The organism is Arthrobacter sp. Soil_C_60, assembly GCF_057656375.1.
In genome coordinates this window covers 632,940-647,835 of sequence record NZ_JBDGKM010000002.1, presented here as the reverse complement: position 1 = coordinate 647,835, position 14,896 = coordinate 632,940, and the positions used below count along the sequence as shown (strand labels likewise).

The 14,896-nt window shown below is 66.6% G+C and carries 12 protein-coding genes; 7 read left to right on the top strand and 5 right to left on the bottom strand.

The window, feature by feature from the left end; translation table 11 throughout:
• Positions 1-98: 98 nt before the first annotated feature.
• From AC3A4M_RS06750 to AC3A4M_RS06740, 3 genes are all read right to left on the bottom strand, one after another.
• Positions 99-1,577: a gamma-aminobutyraldehyde dehydrogenase gene (locus AC3A4M_RS06750; protein ID WP_498734774.1), complete on the bottom strand. Its 1,479-nt coding sequence runs from the start codon at positions 1,575-1,577 to the stop codon at positions 99-101.
• Positions 1,578-1,686: 109 nt separating this feature from the next.
• Positions 1,687-3,138 carry an NAD(P)/FAD-dependent oxidoreductase gene (locus AC3A4M_RS06745; protein WP_498734772.1) on the bottom strand — a complete coding sequence of 484 codons (1,452 nt, stop codon included), beginning with the start codon at positions 3,136-3,138 and terminating at the stop codon, positions 1,687-1,689.
• Positions 3,135-4,871 (bottom strand): amidohydrolase, encoded by a 1,737-nt coding sequence (locus AC3A4M_RS06740; RefSeq protein ID WP_498734771.1) that lies wholly within the window; start codon positions 4,869-4,871, stop codon positions 3,135-3,137. The genes AC3A4M_RS06745 and AC3A4M_RS06740 overlap by 4 nt, the downstream gene beginning before the upstream one ends.
• 127 nt (positions 4,872-4,998) lie before the next feature.
• Here AC3A4M_RS06740 and AC3A4M_RS06735 point away from each other — a divergent pair, with 127 nt between their 5' ends.
• The 4 genes from AC3A4M_RS06735 to AC3A4M_RS06720 are packed head-to-tail and all read left to right on the top strand — an operon-like array spanning position 4,999 to position 9,340.
• Complete coding sequence (locus AC3A4M_RS06735; protein ID WP_498734770.1) at positions 4,999-5,727, top strand: TetR/AcrR family transcriptional regulator C-terminal domain-containing protein; 729 nt, start codon at positions 4,999-5,001, stop codon at positions 5,725-5,727.
• On the top strand, positions 5,724-7,094 hold the full coding sequence (locus AC3A4M_RS06730; RefSeq protein ID WP_498734769.1) for an NAD(P)/FAD-dependent oxidoreductase: 1,371 nt from the start codon (positions 5,724-5,726) through the stop codon (positions 7,092-7,094). The genes AC3A4M_RS06735 and AC3A4M_RS06730 overlap by 4 nt, the downstream gene beginning before the upstream one ends.
• Positions 7,095-7,136: 42 nt before the next feature.
• Positions 7,137-8,540, top strand: coding sequence for an AAA family ATPase (locus AC3A4M_RS06725; protein WP_498734768.1), 1,404 nt, complete (start codon positions 7,137-7,139; stop codon positions 8,538-8,540).
• A complete protein-coding gene (locus AC3A4M_RS06720; RefSeq protein WP_498734767.1) occupies positions 8,537-9,340 on the top strand; it encodes a hypothetical protein in 804 nt (267 codons plus the stop codon). The genes AC3A4M_RS06725 and AC3A4M_RS06720 overlap by 4 nt, the downstream gene beginning before the upstream one ends.
• A 67-nt stretch (positions 9,341-9,407) precedes the next feature.
• Here AC3A4M_RS06720 and AC3A4M_RS06715 read toward each other — a convergent pair whose 3' ends face one another.
• Positions 9,408-10,811 carry an aspartate aminotransferase family protein gene (locus tag AC3A4M_RS06715; RefSeq protein WP_498730155.1) on the bottom strand — a complete coding sequence of 468 codons (1,404 nt, stop codon included), beginning with the start codon at positions 10,809-10,811 and terminating at the stop codon, positions 9,408-9,410.
• Positions 10,808-11,245, bottom strand: a complete 438-nt coding sequence (locus AC3A4M_RS06710) for an Lrp/AsnC family transcriptional regulator (RefSeq protein ID WP_498734804.1) — start codon at positions 11,243-11,245, stop codon at positions 10,808-10,810. The genes AC3A4M_RS06715 and AC3A4M_RS06710 overlap by 4 nt, the downstream gene beginning before the upstream one ends.
• 315 nt (positions 11,246-11,560) lie before the next feature.
• Here AC3A4M_RS06710 and AC3A4M_RS06705 point away from each other — a divergent pair, with 315 nt between their 5' ends.
• Genes AC3A4M_RS06705 through AC3A4M_RS06695 form a run of 3 tightly spaced genes read left to right on the top strand, consistent with a single transcriptional unit; the run spans position 11,561 to position 14,888 of the window.
• Positions 11,561-12,781 (top strand): ABC transporter substrate-binding protein, encoded by a 1,221-nt coding sequence (locus tag AC3A4M_RS06705; RefSeq protein ID WP_498734766.1) that lies wholly within the window; start codon positions 11,561-11,563, stop codon positions 12,779-12,781.
• A 5-nt stretch (positions 12,782-12,786) separates the two neighbouring features.
• Positions 12,787-13,953, top strand: coding sequence for an ABC transporter ATP-binding protein (locus AC3A4M_RS06700; RefSeq protein ID WP_498734765.1), 1,167 nt, complete (start codon positions 12,787-12,789; stop codon positions 13,951-13,953).
• Entirely contained in the window at positions 13,950-14,888 is a 939-nt protein-coding gene (locus AC3A4M_RS06695) for an ABC transporter permease (RefSeq protein ID WP_498734763.1), read from the top strand. The genes AC3A4M_RS06700 and AC3A4M_RS06695 overlap by 4 nt, the downstream gene beginning before the upstream one ends.
• Positions 14,889-14,896: the final 8 nt, after the last annotated feature.

Genomic DNA, 14,896 nt, shown 5'->3' with positions numbered 1-14,896 from the left:
CCAAACCTGCTATCCGGGCAAAATCAGATGATTCCACGAATCAATCGAAGCGGGCATCTTGACATGATTCCCCGGGGGGCCGCCGGCGATATGTGGGGTCAATGGCCGGTACGGAAGACGGTGTTCTGCCAGTCCTTGTGGACTGTTTTGTCGCGGCTGAGCATGACGTGTTTGGTGTTGGTATAGTCCTCGAGCGAGTAGGCGGACATGTCTTTGCCGAAGCCGGAGGCCTTGTAGCCGCCGTGCGGCATCTCGGAGATGATCGGGATGTGATCGTTGATCCAGACGCAGCCGGCCTGGATTTCGGCGCTGGCGCGCAGGGAGCGGTTGAGGTCGTTGGTCCAGGCGGAGGCGGCGAGGCCGTACGGGGTGTCGTTGGCCAGGGTCAGGGCTTCGTCGTCGGTGTCGAAGGGCAGCGCGGTGAGCACGGGGCCGAAGACTTCGTCCTGCACGATCTCGGAGTTCTGTCCGGCGCCGGCCACGAGGGTGGGGCGGTAGTAGGCGCCGGTGGCGAGGTCGCCGCCGGGTGCGTGGCCGCCGGCGAGGATGGTGGCGCCGTTGGCGCGGGCGCGGTCGACGAAGCCGGCGACCTTGTCGCGGTGGGCGTGGCTGATCAGCGAGCCGAGGTCCGTGGCGTCGTCGGTGGGGTCGCCGAGGAGAACCTGGTCCATGAGTTCGGCGACGCGGCTGGTGAACGCGTCGAAGAGCGGGCGCTGGATGTAGGCGCGGGTGGCGGCGGTGCAGTCCTGGCCGGCGTTAATGATGGCTGCGGCGACGGCGCCGTGGGCGGCGGCTTCGACGTCGGCGTCGTCGAAGACTACGAACGGGGCTTTGCCGCCGAGTTCCAGGTGCACGCGTTTGGCGGTTTCGCTGGCCAGGGCCATGATTTTGCGTCCGACGGCGGTGGAGCCGGTGAAGGAGGTCATGGCCACGTCGGGGTGCCTGACGAGGTGTTCGCCGGCCACGGTTCCGGTTCCGGTGACGATGTTGATCACGCCGTCCGGGATGCCGGCGGCGGTGGCGGCTTCGGCGAAGATCAGCGAGGTGCCGGGAGTGAGCTCGGAGGGTTTGAGCACGATGGTGTTGCCGGCGGCGATGGCGGGCAGGATTTTCCAGCCGGCCATCTGGAACGGGTAGTTCCAGGGGGCGATGGAGCCGATCACGCCGATGGGTTCGCGGCGGATCATCGACGTGCCGCCTGCGCCGTATTCGCCGGCGGCCAGGCCCTGCAGCTGCCGGGCGGCGCCGGCGAAGAAGGAGACGTTGTCGATGGTTCCCGGGACGTCGAACTCCGTGGCCAGGCGGATGGCCTTGCCGGTCTGGGCGGTTTCGACGGCCGCTATTTCGTCCGTCCGGCGGCCGAGTTCGGCGGCGAGGGCCAGCAGGGCGTCGGAGCGCTCGGCCGGGGTGCAGAGCGACCAGGTGCCGAAGGCGCGTTTGGCCGCGGTGACCGCGTCGTCGACGTCGTTCGTAGCGGCATAGCGGATGGTCTCGGCGGGCTCGCCGGTGGCGGGATTGATGCGTTTGGCCTCGTCGCCGCGGCCTTCGCGGTACCGGCCGTCAATAAACTGGTGCATTGGTCCTCCTGATGCAGGGAAGCGGGTGAGGGGAGGTGTAGCGGTGGAGCTGGTGGGCGTGGGGCGTGGCGGTGGAGCTGGTGGGCGTGGGGCGTGGCGGTGGAGCGGGTCAGGAATCGAAACCCATTCCGACGGCGTCCATCAGTTTGAGCCAGGGACCGCGCCTGCCTTGACGGCGGTCCGCGCGGATCATGGCGGCCGTGGTGATTTTGACGCCGAGCCAGGCCAGCGGCTCGGGCGGGAACGGGATCGGCTTCTTGGCCACCAACTGCAGCCGGGTGCGTTCCGTCGGCGTGCCGGCGAGCAGGTCCAGCAGCACATTCGCCCCGAAGCGGGTGGCGCCCACACCCAGCCCCGTGTAACCGGCGGCATAGGCAACCCGGCCGCCGTATGCCGTCGCAAAGAAGGAGAAGAATCTGCTGCACGTGTCGATGGCGCCGCCCCACTTGTGCGTGAACTGCACCGACTCCAGCTGCGGGAACGTGGCGTAGAAGTGGGCGGCCAGGCGGGCGAAGGTCTCCTCGTGCTGGTCATATTCGGCCTTCACCTGCCGGCCGTAGTGGTAGACCGCGTCGTAGCCGCCGAAGAGGATGCGCTGGTGCCCCTGTGGGTCGGTGGCCAGCCGGTAGTAGTGGAAGCGGTTGTTCAGATCGCTCAGCCCCTGCCGGTTGTGCCAGCCGATGGCCCGCAGCTGTTCGGGCGTCAGCGGTTCGGTCATGAGGACGTAGTCGTAGACCGGCACGGTGTGCAGCCGCGTGCGCTTGAGCAGGGAGGGGAACACATTGGTGGCCAGCGCGACCTTCGCCGCGGTGACCGTGCCGCCGTCGGTAGTTAACCGGACCGGACCACTGCCACCTTTCGCGGCACTGATCCCGCGGACCGGTGTGTGTTCGTAAATTTCGACGCCGGAGGCCACGCAGGCGCGCTGCAATCCCCACGCAAGGCGGGCCGGGTGGAGCATGGCCGTGCTCTTCTTGTCCCAGAGACCGGCGCGGTAGAGCGGGGAGTTCAGTTCCTTGCGGACGGCGTCCCGGTCCAGGAACACCACGTCCGGATCCTTGCCCTCGTCCTCGCGCAGCCATTCCACCTGGTGGTCCTCGGTGGCGACGCTGAGTGTGCCCGTCCATTCGAAGCCGCAGTCGATCCCGTACTTCTCCACGGTGTCAGCGATCTGCTGCAGGTTCTCCAGGCCGAGCTCCTGCAGGCGCGCGGTTTCCTGTGGCAGGTGCTTCTCGCCGTTGGCCTCGCCGTGGGTCAGGCTCGCCTCGCAGAAACCGCCGTTGCGCCCGGACGCAGCCCAGCCGATCCGCTTGCCTTCCAGCAGGACCACGCGCCGGTCCGGCTCGCGTTCCTTGGCCATCAGCGCCGTCCACAACCCGGTATAGCCGCCGCCGACGACGGCCAGATCCGTGGCGGTATCCCCGTCCAGCGGCGGGAGCGGGTCCGGCCGGGCCGGATCGTCGAGCCAGTACGGCGTAGTGGAAGCACCGGCCAGCGCCGCTTGGATTCGGGATTGCGGGATGCGGTGTTCAACGTCGTCGTAGGTGGTGGGCCGGCTCATGCCTTCGCCTCCTGTGGCTGTCCGGTGTAGACCGGGACGCCCGCGATCATGGTGAAGTCCGTGCCGACGGTGTGCAGCTCACCCGGGTCCAGCCGGAAGGGATCCGCGTTCAGCACCACAAGATCGGCCGCCTTGCCCACCGCGATGGCACCGCCGTCGTCGTTTCGGTTCAGCCACGCCGAGCCGGCTGTGTAGGACGAGAGGGCGGTCTGCAGGGAAATGGCCTGTTCCGGCAGCAGGGGCGGCGCGTCGGGGTAGGCGGGGTAGGTGCGGTTGACTGCCACATGGATGGCTTGCCAGGGATCGGGCGTGGACACCGGCCAGTCCGAGCCCATGGCCATGGTGGCCCCGGCAGCCAGCAGCGAGCCGAAGGGATACTGCCAGGCGGCGCGTTCTGCACCGATGAGCGGCACGGTCAGCTGCAGCATCTGGTCATCGTTGCAGGCCCAGAGCGCCTGGGCGTTGACGGTCACGTCGAGGGCGGCGAAACGGGCGATGTCTTCCGGGTGGATGATCTGCAGGTGCGCCATGTGGTGGCGTCCGCGGGGGTGCGGGTTGCTGCGGCGTGCGTGCTCGACGGCGTCCAGGCCGTCCCGAACGGCGCGGTCGCCGATCACGTGAAGGTGCAGGTCGAATCCGGCCGCATCCAGGGCAACCGCGGTCTCGATCAGCACGTCCTTGGGCAGGTACAGCAGCCCCCGGTCGTCCCCGTCCCCGTCCCCGTCCTGGTCCGCGGCGCCGTGGCCGGCGCTGTCGCCGCTGCCGTCCCAGCCGTCCGGGTTTCCGCAGCGGCAGGGACGCAGGTAAGGATCCAGCATCGCGGCCGTGCGGTTCTCGGGCACACCGTCCACCATGATCTTGGCGCTCGTGGTGACGAATCCGGCGGCACTGTTGGCCCGGCGTCGTTCTTCGAAGTCGGCAAGCAGCTCGGCGATGTTGTCCGAAGTGGTGGTGCGCGGCACCCAGAGCGCACCGGTTGCCCTGCCGGTCAGCAGGCCGCGGCCGGCCAGAGTGCGGTAGGCACTGCTGGCGTCCGGGTAGCCCGCGTAGCTGCCGAGGATCGCTTCCTGCCAGCCGGTCACGCCGACCGAATGCAGGTAGTGCTGGGCCTCCAGCAGTCCGCCGCAGAGATCCTCGTCCGTCAGCGGCGGGAGGTACTTGTTGACCAGGTCCATCGCGCCCTCGTGCAGCGTGCCGGTAGGAAAGCCGTCCGTGCCGCGTTCGATCCACCCGTCCGCCGGGTCCGGCGTTGCCGCATCCATCCCGGCGAGTTCCAGCGCGCGGGTATTGACCCAGGCGCTGTGATGGTCCGCGTTGATGAGGTAGACCGGCCGGTCCGGCACGATTCCGTCGAGCAGCTCGCGCGTGGGGTAGCCGCCGGGGAAGTCCGCCTTGTGCCAGCCGCCGCCGGTGATCCAAGGCTTCTCGGTCGAGGCAGCGTAGGTGCCGACGCAGCCCAGGACGGCGTCCAGCCCGGAGAAGTTGGAGAGGTCGCAGCCGAGCCGCTCGACGCCGCCATAGACGGCGTGGACATGGGCATCCGTGAAGCCAGACGTGAGGAGCCGGCCGGCCAGGTTCACCATTTCCGCTGCGGTACCGGCAGCCTCGCGCACCTGCGCTTCGGTGCCTACCGCGCTGATCCGGCCGTCGGTGACCGCTACCGCCGTCGCCGTCGGGTGGACCTGCTGTCCGTCGAAGATCCGACCGGAGTGGAAGATCCAGTCTGCGCTCACAATGCCTGCTTTCCTGATGCTGCTGTTGAGGGGTGTCTCTTATCGAACTGAAAGCAGGCCGAATTGTCAACGGTGTTGACTTCACGGAATAGAGTGGGGTCAAAACCGGCCGGCGAAAGGTGCAGGGATGGCAGCGGCAGAAACCGGGATCCAGCGGGAGCGTGCCAAGGGGCTCTCGCGCGAGGTCATCGTCGACGCCTGCCTCCGGCTGGCCGACGAGCATGGCAGCTCGGCATTGACCTTCCGGCGCATCGGGCGGCTGCTCGGCGCGGATCCGACGGCGCTCTACCGGCATTTCAAGGACAAGGACGAGCTGCTGCTGGCCCTCGCGGACCGGCTGATCGGCGAGGCGTTGAAGGACTTCGAACCGGAGCCGTCCTGGCGGGCCACCATCAAGGAGCTCGTGGTGCGCGGCCGCCGGGCCTACCTGGCCCATCCGCAAGTGGCGGCGCTCGCGGCCGTGCGGGTGACCCGGCAGGAGTCGGAGATGCAGTTCGTCGAGACCATGCTCGCCACATTCCGGCGGGCCGGCTTCGGTGCGGCGGACGCCGTGCGGACCTACCGGGCCTGCGCCGACTTCATGCTCGCCTGGACCGGATTCGATGCCGCCCTGAAGTCGCTGGGGGAGAAGTCCGAGGCGGACAACCGGGCGTGGGCAGAGGCCTATGCCCAGGCTCCGGCCGAACGCTTTCCGAACGCAACGGCCTCGGCGGCGGCGATGGCCGGCATCAGCGACGAGGACAACTTCGACTTCGCGCTCGAACTGCTGCTCGATGGCATCGAGGCCCGGCTCCACGCTTGCGCTGCAGCTCCGCCGGCTGCCTCGCCGGGCAACCGAAAGGAACCGCAACCATGACCGTCAACGGGAACGTCTCGTTCTGGTACGCCGCGGACGGCATCCCCGCGCCGCGCCCCGCCTTGGTTCAAAGCACGACGGCGGACATCGCCATCGTGGGCGCCGGCTATACCGGGTTGTGGACCGCCTACTACCTGAAGCAAGCGCGGCCCGAGCTGGACGTGGTGGTGTTGGAGAGCCGTTTCGCCGGCTTCGGCGCCTCCGGGCGGAACGGCGGCTGGCTGACCAACAGCATCACCGGCGGCCGGGACCAGTACGTCAAGACCCATGGCCGCGCCGTCGTCGGGCGCTTCCAGCAGTTGCTCAACGAGACGGTGGACGAAGTCATCGCCGTGGCCGGTGCCGAGGGGATCGACGCGCACGTCTACAAGGGCGGGGAGCTCAACGTGGCGCGCAACCATGCCCAGCTTGAACGCCTGCGGGCCTGGGCCCAGGAGGAAGCGCTCTGGCCGGAGGCCGGGACGCAGCTGCTCTCTGCCGGCGGGACCGGGGAGCGGGTGAAGATTGCCGGTGCCCTCGGCGGGCTGTGGCAGCCGCACTGCGCCCGCATCCACCCGGCGAAGCTCGTGCGTGGACTGGCGGCCGCCGTCGAACGTTTGGGAGTCAGGCTTTACGAAGGCACCACTGTGACGGAAATAGCGCCGGGTCTGGCCCGGACCGCGCACGGAGATGTCACGGCCAGGCACGTACTCCGGGCCACCGAGGGATTCACCGCGAATCTGAAGGGCGCGCACCGGGACTGGCTGCCGATGAACTCGTCCATGATCGCCACCGAGCCTCTGCCCGAGGCGGTCTGGACGGAAATCGGCTGGGAGAACCGGGACACCGTGGGCGACATGGCGCACGCCTACATGTATGCCCAGCGCACCGCGGACGGCCGGATCGCGCTCGGCGGCAGGGGAGTGCCGTACCGCTTCGGCTCCCGAACGGACATCGACGGTGCCACGCAACAGCGGACCATTGAACTGCTGACCGCGATCCTGCACGACATGTTCCCTGCCGCCCGGGATGCCGCCGTCGACCATGCCTGGGCCGGCGTGCTCGGCGTGCCGCGGGACTGGAAGGCCACCGTAGGACTGGACCCGGCGACCGGAATTGGCTGGGCCGGTGGCTACGTGGGCACCGGCGTCGCGGCCACCAACCTCGCGGCCCGCACCCTGCGCGACCTGATCCTGGAACCGGACAGCGAGCTGACCACCATGCCGTGGGTCAACCGCAAGGTCCGGCGCTGGGAAATCGAACCGCTGCGCTGGATCGCCGTGCAGGCCATGTACAAGGCGTACTACACCGCTGACAAGGAGGAGAACCGCAGGCAAGGGCCGACGTCGTTTATCGCCAAAGCGGCGGACAAAGTTTCCGGGCGCTAAGCCAGCGCGTTGACGGGCGAGTCCCGCTGGTAGGGTCAAGCCATGACCAAGGGCCTGGGGAAGTTCATGGACGATTTCGCCGCGCTGGTGCAGTTGGCGCAGGCGCGGCAGCAGCGGTTTCCCCGGGGCGAGCAGCTGCTGGACACACTGTCGGAGCACCTCGGGCTGCCTGCGAATGAAGTCCCGGTGGTGGTGGAGGAAATTTCCGCACACCGCTTTGCGGATGTGGACATCCTGCTCGCCGAGCTGGCCGGGCAGGATCCGGAACAGCGGCTGGTCGGCATCGGTGGCGGGGACCAGCGCCACCACTCTTCCCTGAGCGACATGCTGCAGCAGGCCCAGATGTTCCCGCAGTTTCCGCTCGCCCAGCCGGACTACACCAACCTTGCCATCGGCCCCAGCGAGCAGCGCCAGGTGGTGGCCCTGGGGATCCGCCTGATCACCCGCTCCGGTGTTCCGCTCGCCGTGCTGCAGCGGGAAGCAAGCCCCCGTTTCGGCCGGCCTACCGCCTTGCTGGAGGTCCTGTCGCCCGAACCGGGCGCGGCCGCGGAGTTCCTGTCCGTGCTGCGCACCCAGCTGCAGACGCGCAGCGTCCTTAAGGGCCAGGTGGTCTCGCTGACCATGGACGAGTACGGCTCCAGTGGCGCGGGAGTGACCTTCCACGAACGGCCCTCGCTCACGGCGTCGGAGGTCATCCTGCCGGAGGGCCTGCTCGAGAAAGTATCAGACCACGCCGTCGGCATGGCTGAGCACCGGGAGCAGCTCGCGGCGCTCGGCCAGCACCTCAAACGGGGCATCCTGCTCTACGGGCCACCTGGTACCGGCAAGACCCACACGGTGCGCTATCTGCTGGGCCGCAGCAAAGGAACGACGGCGATTATCCTCTCCGGCGGCTCGCTGGCTTATATCGCCGAGGCGGCCAGAATGGCGCGGGCACTGCAACCGTCGATGGTCATTCTGGAGGACTGCGATCTCATCGCCGAAGACCGCAGTTTTGGCCACGGCCCGCAGCCACTGCTATTCGAAGTACTGGATGCCATGGACGGGCTCGACGACGACGCGGACGTGGCCTTTATCCTCACCACGAACCGGGTGGACATGCTCGAGCGTGCCCTGGCCCAGCGGCCGGGCCGGGTGGACCTGGCCGTGGAGATTCCCCTGCCGGAAGTTCATGAACGCGCGGCGCTGCTGAAACTTTATGCACGGGAAATCGCCTTCAGCACGGAGGCCATCAGCGTGACCGCGGAACGGACCGCGGGGACAACCGCGTCTTTGGCCAAGGAACTTGTCCGCCGCGCTGTTGTCGCCGCGGCGCTCACGGGAGCCGACGTGACCGACGAGCACTTGTTCTCCGCCGTCGACGACCTGATGGCGGACAGCGCGGTGCTCACCCGCAGCCTGCTCGGCAGCGGCGGAAACCGGCATGGGCTGGACATCGCGGAATGAGGAAGAGCGGGGCGGGGGAGCGGGTCCGCTCTGACCGCGCTGTTCTCAGGGCGGGAACAGCCGCGCTCGCCGTCCTGCTTGTAGGCTGCGCATCCTCGCCGACGACCACGTACCGGGCAAAGAGCGGTCAGCAGATCACCGTTGACTGGGCGGAGTACCCCGGCCACGCCTACACGGCCGCCGAGGATGTGCTGCAGGCTCCGCCGGCCGAAGAGCTGGAGGCCGTTTCCTCGAAGCTGTTCGGCGAGATCGAGGCGCGGCTGACGGGCGAGTTCGGGCTCGCCTGGGAGGACGGACCGGACGACGGCGTGAACTTCTTCGCGCAGGAGGGCAACGGCTACGGCGGCGGTTCGCTCTACGTCTCCTTCAACTCGGTACCACGCGAAAGCCTGGCCGTCCCCGAAGATCCCCTGGACTGGCACCGGGCCGTGGACATTGTCTCCGAGGTGACCGAGTCGTACGGCCTCGGCAAGCTTGAACTGGGGAACCTGGATCCTGACCTTGCCGAAGAGACAGCCGAGCGCCTCGGCTCGGCTGAGCTGGAAGAACAGTGGCAGTGGTTCGGCGACGCCTACGGCCAATCCCAGTGGGTGGGCCTCTCGCTGACCGATGTTCAGCGGGACCCGACCGGCGGGGCCGCCGAGGAGATGAAGGGCAGTATCGAGTACGGCTGGAATCCGCGTTCCATCACCATTTCCTATGGCGCTACCACGATCCGCAATGAAGACCGGGAACAGTTCCTGACTGCGCTTGAAGCGTTCGAGGGCCTGAACCGCCCGGAAGCGACCACCTCCGACTGACTGGCCAACGACGGCGGTGTGCGGCAAATGTTTGCCGCACACCGCCGTCGTTGTTCGGGCTTTTGGGTTAGAGGTGGTTCAGCCCCTCGACCAGGACGGAGCGCAGGATCTGCTCGATCTGGTCGAACTCGGGTTGCCCGATGGTCAGCGGCGGGGCGAGCTGGACCACGGGGTCGCCGCGGTCATCGGCCCGGCAGTAGAGGCCGGCATCGAGCAGCGCATTGGAGAGGAAACCGCGGAGCAAGTGTTCGGATTCCTCGGCGTTGAAGGTCTCCTTGGTGGCCTTGTCCTTGACCAGCTCGATGCCGTAGAAGTAGCCCTCGCCGCGGACGTCGCCGACGATCGGCAGGTCCAGCAGTTTCTCGAGCGTGGCGCGGAAGGCCGGGGCGTTCTGCTTCACGTTTGCGTTGAGCCCCTCGCGTTCGAAGATGTCCAGGTTGGCCATGGCGACGGCGGCGGAAACCGGATGCCCGCCGAAGGTGTAGCCGTGGTAGAACGTGGTATCACCGTGCTTGAACGGCTCGAACAGCTTGTCCGAGGCGATCATGGCGCCGATGGGGGAGTACCCGCTGGTCAGGCCCTTGGCGCAGGTGATCATGTCCGGAATGTAGCCGAAGTCGTCGCAGGCGAACATCGAACCGATCCGGCCGAACGCGCAGATGACCTCGTCCGAGACCAGCAGGACATCGTACTCGTCGCAGATTTCGCGCACGCGCTGGAAGTAACCCGGGGGCGGTGGGAAGCAGCCGCCGGAATTCTGCACGGGCTCCAGGAAGACCGCGGCAACCGTGTCCGGGCCTTCGAATTCGATGGCCTCGCCGATCCGGTCCGCGGCCCAGCGGCCGAAGGCCTCCGGATCTTCCAAGCCCGACGGCGCCCGGTACTGATTCGTGTTCGGCACCCGGAAGGCGCCGGGCACCAATGGTTCGAAGGGGGCCTTCATATCCGGAATGCCGGTGATGGACAGCGCGCCCTGCGGGGTGCCGTGGTACGCGACGGCGCGGGAGATGACCTTGGTTTTGTTCGGCTTGCCCTTGAGCTTGAAGTACTGCTTGGCCAGCTTCCACGCGGTTTCCACTGCCTCGCCGCCGCCGGTAGTGAAGAAGACCCGGTTCAGGTCGCCCGGAGCGTAGTGCGCCAGCCGCTCCGAGAGATCGATGGCCGCCGGGTGGGCATAGGACCACAGCGGCATGAAGGCCAGTTCCTTCGCCTGCCGGGCAGCGGCCTGCGCCAGTTCTTCACGGCCGTGGCCGACCTGGACCACGAAGAGGCCGGACAGCCCGTCGATGTATTCGTTGCCCTGGTCATCGAAGATCAGGTGCCCCTCGCCCCGGCTGATCACCGGGACCGAGCCGCCGCCGGCCAGATTCGAGTGGCGCGCCATGTGCATCCAGAGGTGGTCGCGCGCGGCTTGCTGGCGGTCGGTGCCGCGGGGCGTTGTATAGGTGCGGGTGGTGGATGTTTGAGTCATCGTGTTCCCCAGTTGTAGGCCTGCTTCCGCAGGGACAGATACATCAGTGTTTCGGTGCTCAGGACACCGGGAATGCTGCGGATCTGGTTGACCAGCAGCAGCAGATCGTTGTCGTTTTCGCAGATGATTTCGGCAAGGATGTCGAAGGTGCCGGCGGTAGCCACGCAATAGTCCACTTTGTCCAGGGCGGCCACCTGGTCCGACACCTTCAGCACGTCATTGTTGGCCTTGATGCCCAGCATGGCTTGGCGGGAAAACCCCATCTGCATGGGGTCCGTGACCGCGACAATCTGGACGATGCCGCTGTCTATCAGCTTCTGCACCCGCTGGCGGACCGCGGCTTCAGAGAGTCCAACGGCTTTGCCGATGGCAGCGTAGGAGCGCCGGCCGTCTTCCTGCAGTTGTTCGATGATGGCCTTGGACACCGTGTCCACCGGGCCGTGGGCGTGCCCGCTGCCCGTGTGCGTCGATCCGTTGTTGTTCGCAGTGCTCTCGGGCTGGGCCGTCAAAATATCACCACCTCCGGCGGGGGGATGCGCCGGGTGGGGACCGGCCGCGTGAATGTTTATGCCATTGAAGCCGCTGGCCGGTCGGCGCGCAAGCCCCTAGGCTACGAAATAAGTTGACAAACGGGAATTTCGTGCAGGGATCCGTCGGGTAACGAAAAATTTACAACTGAATCCCTTGTCCGGCGCCGCGAGGTCTGGCATGATCTTCGTCACAGTGTCCATCACCTCAGGGAGCCTCACATGCCAAATCGCCTGCCCGACGATCCCCGACTCCGCCGCTTGGTCGGCGCGCAGCTGTCCCGCCGGAACATCCTGATGGGCGCGGGTGGCTTAAGCCTCGCCGGACTGCTGGCCGCGTGCGGCACCGGCGGTACCGGCACGACGTCGAATGGCCAAGCCGGAGAGGCGGCGGCGGCGGAAGATCTCTCGGCGTCGGAAAAGGAGGTCAATTGGGCCAACTGGACGCTCTACCTCGACTATGACGACAAGTCCCAGAGCTATCCGTCTCTGGAAGCCTTCACCGCCGCCACCGGGATCGCGGCGAACTATTCCGAAGACATTGACGGCAACGACACTTATTTCGGGAAGGTCCAGGCGCAGTTGGCAGCAGGCCAGGACATCGGGCAGGACATCATTACGCTGACGGACTGGATGGCGGCGCGGTTGATCCGCCTCGGCTACACGCAGGAACTGGATCACGCCAACATCCCGAACGCTGCTAACTTGCTCCAGACCCTGAAGAACGTCGACTTCGACCCCGGCCGGAAGAACTCGCTGACCTGGCAGTCCGGATTTGCCGGCATCGCCTGGAACAAGGAAGCAGTGCCCGGTGGCCTCAAGACTGTCTCCGATCTCTGGAAGCCGGAGCTCAAGGGCCGCGTGGAGGTGCTGGATGAGATACGCGACACGATGGGCCTGATGATGCTGGAGAACGGCGTCGACATTTCCGGTGATTGGGGTGCGGATGAATTCTCGAACGCACTGGATGACCTGACGAAGCGGATCTCTGACGGCCAGATCCGCCAGGTGAAGGGCAACTCCTACAAGGAGGATCTGATCTCCGGCGACGCACTTGCCGTGATCTGCTGGTCCGGCGACATCACGCAGTTGAACTTCGAGAACGGCGACAAGTGGGAGTTCGCCCTCCCCGATGCAGGCGGGACGCTGTGGTCGGACAACCTGATGGTTCCCATCGGAGCGACGCACAAAGCGAATGCGGAAGCCCTGATGGACTTCTACTACGACCCGGAGAACGCGGCGACGGTGGCAGCGTACGTGAACTATATCTGCCCTGTCCAAGGCGCCCGGGAAGCGATGGAGAAGATCGATCCGGAACTGATGGAGAACCCCCTGATCTTCCCCAGCGACGACTATCTGGCGAAGGCACATGTGTTCCGCTCGCTCAGCGCTGACGAGGAAACCGACTTCACCAACCGGTTCCAGAAAGCGATCGGCAACTAATGACGATGGTTCAGACCAAACCGGAAAAGCACGACGCCGGCGCCGAGAACCAGGGTGCCGACCTGCGGCTCGCTGCCATCACCAAACGGTTCGGCGGCTTCCTGGCCGTGGACAACCTGGATCTGGAAATCCCGGCCGGATCGTTCTTCGCGCTGCTGGGCCCGTCCGGCTGCGGAAAGACCACCACCCTGCGGATGATCGCGGGCCTGGAGCAGCCGACGTCGGGAAGCCTCAGCATCGGCGGCAAAGACATCACCGGAACCAGCGCCCATGAGCGGCCGGTCAACACGGTGTTCCAGAACTATGCGCTCTTTCCGCACATGAGCGTGCTGGACAACGTGGCTTTCGGGCTCAAGCGCCGGAAGATCCGGGACCACCAGGCCAGGGCCAAACAGGCATTGGAGCTGGTCGAACTGGCGCACCTTTCGGCCCGGCGGCCGGCGCAGCTGTCCGGCGGGCAGCAGCAACGGGTCGCCCTGGCCCGGGCGATCGTGAACGAGCCCGCGCTGCTCTTGCTGGATGAACCGCTGGGGGCGCTGGACATGAAGCTGCGCCGGCAGATGCAGGTGGAGCTGAAACGGATCCAGACCGATGTCGGCCTGACCTTTGTCCATGTCACCCACGACCAGGAAGAGGCCATGACCATGGCGGACACCGTGGCAGTGATGAACCAGGGCCGGGTGGAGCAGCTGGGCGCGCCGCGCGAGCTCTACGAACTGCCGCGGACCGCTTTTGTGGCGAACTTCCTCGGCAAGTCCAACCTGGTGGCGGGTGAAATTATCGAGGACCGCGGCGACGCCGTCGTTATTAATGCCGGCGGAAACCGGTTGGCCGTGCGCAAGGACCGCTCCACCACGCACCACGGCAAGGCGCTGATCGGGATCCGGCCGGAGAAGCTGCGGATGATGTGGCCCGCCGAAGCTCCCGCCGACGGGTCGAACATCCTGCGGGGCCGCGTACTGGACTCTTCCTTCACCGGGGTCAGCACCGAGTACCTGGTGGAGGTGGCGGGGATCGGGCCGGTGGGTGTGTTCAGCCAGAATCACGGCCAGCAATTGGCGGCTCCCGGCGATGACGTTGTGCTGACCTGGGATACCGCGCATGCCTTCGGCCTGGACGGCGATGAAGACACCCAGGCCGGGGCCAGGGAAGCGGAAGCGGCGGCGACATGAGTTTGTTGACGGCCCCGCGCGGCACCAAGTCCAAGCCGGAGGAGACGCGCAGTGTGTCGGAGATCCGGGCGGACAAGCGCCGCGGACGAGTGGGCTATCTGCTGATCCTGCCCGGCTTCATCTTCATGCTGCTCTTCTTCGTGCTGCCGGTTTTCTCCCTGCTGGCCACCTCGCTCTACACCAAGCCTCCCGGTGCGGATATCGGCCAGTTTGCGCCGGCGCTGCAGTTCAGCAACTACAGCGCAGTGCTAAGCAGCTATTGGCCGGAACTGGTCCGATCCTTCGCGTTTGCGCTGATTGCCACGGTGGCGGCGCTGGCGATCGGGTACCCCATGGCGTACCTGGTGGCAGTGCGGCTGCGCGGCAGGAAACTGCTCCAAGGCATCCTGCTGGTGCTGATTATCGCGCCGTTCTTTACCAGCTTCATCCTGCGTACCCAGGCCTGGAAGCAGATCCTGGCGGACGAGGGACCGGTGGTTGCGGTGCTGCGGGCAGTGGCTCTGCTGCCCGAGGACGGGCGGCTGACCGCCACGGCCTTCGCCGTGGTCTGCGGCCTGACCTACAACTTCCTGCCGTTCATGACGCTGCCGATCTACGCCAACCTGGAGCGGCTGGACACCCGGCTGATCGAAGCGGGCGGCGATCTGTATGCCAACTCCTTCACTACGTTCCGCACGGTCACGCTGCCGCTGTCGATGCCGGGCGTCATCGCCGGCACGCTGCTGACCTTCATCCCGGCCTCGGGCGACTACATCAACGCGGCGCTGCTGGGCAATAACCAGAACACCACCATGATCGGGCAGGTCATCGATTCGAGGTTCTTCCGCGTGGTGGACTACCCGGGCGCCTCGGCCCTGTCCTTCGTGCTGATGCTCGCCATCCTGTTCCTGGTGATCCTGTATGTCCGCCGTTTCGGTACCAAAGAGCTGCTCTAAGGAGGCCT

Bases quoted from the DNA above. Each gene is read 5' to 3' on its own strand.
- AC3A4M_RS06750 (WP_498734774.1), bottom strand. From the start codon at position 1,577: ATGCACCAGTTTATTGACGGCCGGTACCGCGAAGGCCGCGGCGACGAG.
- AC3A4M_RS06745 (WP_498734772.1), bottom strand. From the start codon at position 3,138: ATGAGCCGGCCCACCACCTACGACGACGTTGAACACCGCATCCCGCAA.
- AC3A4M_RS06735 (WP_498734770.1), top strand. From the start codon at position 4,999: ATGGCAGCGGCAGAAACCGGGATCCAGCGGGAGCGTGCCAAGGGGCTC.
- AC3A4M_RS06730 (WP_498734769.1), top strand. From the start codon at position 5,724: ATGACCGTCAACGGGAACGTCTCGTTCTGGTACGCCGCGGACGGCATC.
- AC3A4M_RS06725 (WP_498734768.1), top strand. From the start codon at position 7,137: ATGACCAAGGGCCTGGGGAAGTTCATGGACGATTTCGCCGCGCTGGTG.
- AC3A4M_RS06720 (WP_498734767.1), top strand. From the start codon at position 8,537: ATGAGGAAGAGCGGGGCGGGGGAGCGGGTCCGCTCTGACCGCGCTGTT.
- AC3A4M_RS06715 (WP_498730155.1), bottom strand. From the start codon at position 10,811: ATGACTCAAACATCCACCACCCGCACCTATACAACGCCCCGCGGCACC.
- AC3A4M_RS06705 (WP_498734766.1), top strand. From the start codon at position 11,561: ATGCCAAATCGCCTGCCCGACGATCCCCGACTCCGCCGCTTGGTCGGC.
- AC3A4M_RS06700 (WP_498734765.1), top strand. From the start codon at position 12,787: ATGGTTCAGACCAAACCGGAAAAGCACGACGCCGGCGCCGAGAACCAG.
- AC3A4M_RS06695 (WP_498734763.1), top strand. From the start codon at position 13,950: ATGAGTTTGTTGACGGCCCCGCGCGGCACCAAGTCCAAGCCGGAGGAG.